The organism is Marinococcus halotolerans DSM 16375 (genome assembly GCF_000420725.1).
Taxonomy (GTDB): domain Bacteria; phylum Bacillota; class Bacilli; order Bacillales; family Marinococcaceae; genus Marinococcus; species Marinococcus halotolerans.
On record NZ_ATVM01000050.1, the window covers coordinates 1 to 3,015 of the forward strand.

5 protein-coding genes are annotated in these 3,015 nt (G+C 38.2%); 4 read left to right on the plus strand and 1 reads right to left on the minus strand.

What is annotated here, in order from left to right; all coding sequences use genetic code 11:
- The first annotated feature begins 216 nt into the window (after positions 1-216).
- The 4 genes from G548_RS19115 (at position 217) to G548_RS0116795 (ending at position 1,978) form a co-directional block, all read left to right on the plus strand.
- Positions 217-483 carry an AbrB/MazE/SpoVT family DNA-binding domain-containing protein gene (locus G548_RS19115; RefSeq protein WP_084687398.1) on the plus strand — a complete coding sequence of 89 codons (267 nt, stop codon included), beginning with the start codon at positions 217-219 and terminating at the stop codon, positions 481-483.
- Positions 484-503: 20 nt separating this feature from the next.
- Positions 504-920, plus strand: coding sequence for a type II toxin-antitoxin system death-on-curing family toxin (locus G548_RS0116780; protein ID WP_022795294.1), 417 nt, complete (start codon positions 504-506; stop codon positions 918-920).
- A gap of 476 nt (positions 921-1,396) precedes the next feature.
- Positions 1,397-1,630 carry an AbrB/MazE/SpoVT family DNA-binding domain-containing protein gene (locus G548_RS0116790; protein ID WP_040881275.1) on the plus strand — a complete coding sequence of 78 codons (234 nt, stop codon included), beginning with the start codon at positions 1,397-1,399 and terminating at the stop codon, positions 1,628-1,630.
- A complete protein-coding gene (locus G548_RS0116795) occupies positions 1,631-1,978 on the plus strand; it encodes a type II toxin-antitoxin system PemK/MazF family toxin (protein ID WP_022795297.1) in 348 nt (115 codons plus the stop codon).
- Between the two features lie 236 nt (positions 1,979-2,214).
- Here G548_RS0116795 and G548_RS0116800 read toward each other — a convergent pair.
- Positions 2,215-3,015: PTS sugar transporter subunit IIAB (locus G548_RS0116800; protein WP_040881278.1), on the minus strand; the 801-nt coding region annotated here is incomplete at its 5' end.

Below are 3,015 nucleotides of genomic sequence, written 5' to 3' on the forward strand. Positions count from 1 at the left end.
CTCTTTTCTATGGATGTGGTCGGTAACTTCATTCTACTAGAAAAGGACTTCCTTTTTTTGCGATCGATCGTTTACACAAAATATTTTACGCTCTCGTCTCAAGTATTGTCATAGTAATAGTTATTATATATATTATATTTACAATATATATTTTAAAAGAATGATAAACAAATAACAAACAAAGGAATTTTTCAAATATAAAAGGAGACGTCTAAGATCGCACAGGCAGAGAAAAGATACACCCGTCGATTAAACCAATCAGGAAATAGTCTTTCAGTTGGGATACCTAAAGCAATTGCTGATCAGCTAGAATTAGCTAAGGGCGATGAACTTAATGTCTATTATAATGAAGAAACTGGGGAAATCATTATGAAAAAAGCAAATCGTTCCTTACCGGAAGGTGTACGGCCAGACGTATTACAAGCAATGAATCGTGCCGTAGATAAATATGACGACGCTCTGCGTAACTTAAAAAACAAGTGACAGCTTGGAGGGAATGATTTATGGAGGTATTTTACTTTTCTGAAGAAGAAATCCTCTTCATGCATTACACTATTATGGAAATGTATAATGATAGTGATCAAGCAGGGGTTAAACAATACGAGAGCTTCCAAACAATGCTACATCGGCCAAAAACTGAACTATATGGCGAAGAATTGTACCCTTCCATTCCAGAGAAAGCTTGCTGCTATTATCGTTCCGTTGCTCAGGGCGGTCATATCTTTCGAAACGGGAACAAAAGAACGGCTTTAACAATGTTCGATTCCTTTTTAACCCTTAATGGCTATAAGCTTACACTTACCTCCGAACAAGCAGAAGATTTCACCGTTTATTTAGCGTATGATGACAAATTTAAAGAAAATGATTGTATTCATTATTTAATAGAAGAAATAGGAGAATATATTCATGCTTTGGAATGATAGCTTTTTTTAAAAGGAATGTACAATAGTGTAAGTCAGAGCTTCGATATATTTTTCGCTCAAAATTATTAATTTCGAACTTTTTTGGTGTGTTTTTTTGCCGAGAATCGAGTTGTGTTGCATTTAGAAATAAAAATCTGGGTCGTAGTCTTCCAAATACAAATTTCAGCTTTCTATACATAGATCTAAAAAGTTTTAAATATTTCAGACTTTTTACCTTACATTATATTTACTGAAACATTTACGTTTTAGTAAACATAATTTAATAAAGTGTATTTTGATGTTTGCAAAGACTGATCATGAAAATTTCAATATCATGGCTGGTCTTTTTTTTAATTATATGAAAATGCTGTTATTAAACCTGCAACATAAAGCAAATAATAACATGTAAATTATCTTTAAGTATAAACAAAAGTATATACATTATGATATAATGGTAGATGAAACGGTATATAAATGAAGAAGGGAGTTTTAATATGGCCACTGTTCAAAAGTGGGGCGGTAGTTTAGGCGTCCGTATCCCTTCCAATATAGCAAAAAACTTCAAGATTAACGATGGCACCCAAGTAGAAGTAAAAGAAGTCGACGGAGTTATCATCATTAAGCCCATATATGAAGAACCGTCTTTAGATGAAATGCTGGAGCAAATCACACCAGAAAATCTTCACGAAAGTACTGACATAGAAGCTGTTGGAAAGGAAAGGTTATAAATGTCAGCTAGTCAGATACCTCATAGGGGTGATTTTCTTTCCGTGAATTTCACTCCGCAATCTGGGAGGGAACAGGGCGGGTTTCGACGCGCGCTTGTTCTTTCCCCCTATACTTATCATCAAAAAACCGGGTTGGCCATTGTGTGCCCGATCACAGGATCGCAAAAAAGCTACCCGTTCGAAGTAGAAATCCCAGACGGCTTAGCCGTATACGGAGTCGTTCTGACCGATCACGTTAAGAGCATCGATTTATCGGCTCGCGGGGCAAAAATAGAAGGACAAGCACCTGACGATCTCGTCAAAAAATGCTCTCGTTATGTAAAGAAATTGTTGCCTGAGGATACGTAACACTCAACATAAAAAAGACTTTCTAGCCTTCTAGCTTAGAAAGTCTTTTTTATAGACATATTGAAGAATAGTATTAACTTTCGATAATCTCCTTTATGTTAGCATGCTGTACGTTTAATATTGATGTCATTTATTACTACAAAGATGAAAGACCTTCGAGCAAAAACCATCTTTTTCAACTTGAAGGTCTAAGATGTTTAATATTTTTCTATTCGTACTAACAGTTCGATTGCTCATTAGATCGAATAAGCATCAATAGTAACGATATTGTTATCTTCTTCAAAATGAACTATTTTCCCACTTTCTACGCTTATAGTGTATTCTTTATCCAGGTTGGTAAACACTACCGGCGTCGTCGTAGAAGCTGCTTCCTGGCGGATTTTCTCAAGGTCAGCTTTCACAAGTATATCTCCCTGCTTTACTTTATCATTTTCTGCGACATAGACCTCGAAGCCTTCCCCTTTCATATTAACCGTGTCCAGACCGATATGAATGAGAATCTCTGTGCCTTCATCCGTCTGCATTCCTACAGCGTGTTTTGTTGGGAACACAGTAGTAATAGTACCGTCGACAGGCGCATGGAAGGTGCCTTCTTCCGGCACAATGGCAAATCCATCCCCCATCATTTTTCCCGAAAACACTTCATCCTCTACCTCATCGATACGGATCAACCGTCCGGCGGCTGGGCTTGTAATGGACATGGCCTGGATATCTTCAGCAGAAGCAGTAGCCATTGCTGTAGCCGCTGTTTCTTTTTCTGCTATCGGTTCAGGCGTTTTCCCTGCAATAACGTCCTGCATCTGGGACTTAATTGCATCTGATGTTGGACCAAAAATGGCCTGGATGTTGTTGCCGACTTCCATCACGCCGGAAGCGCCGAGGGCTTTGAGCTGGTCTTTATTCACTTTATCTTTTTCATTGACGGTAATCCGGAGCCTTGTGATGCAGGCATCCAAATGTTTTAAGTTCTCCTGGCCCCCAAATGCGGCGATGATTTCTCTTGGCAGTTCATCGTCAGAAGCTGAACCAGACATTCC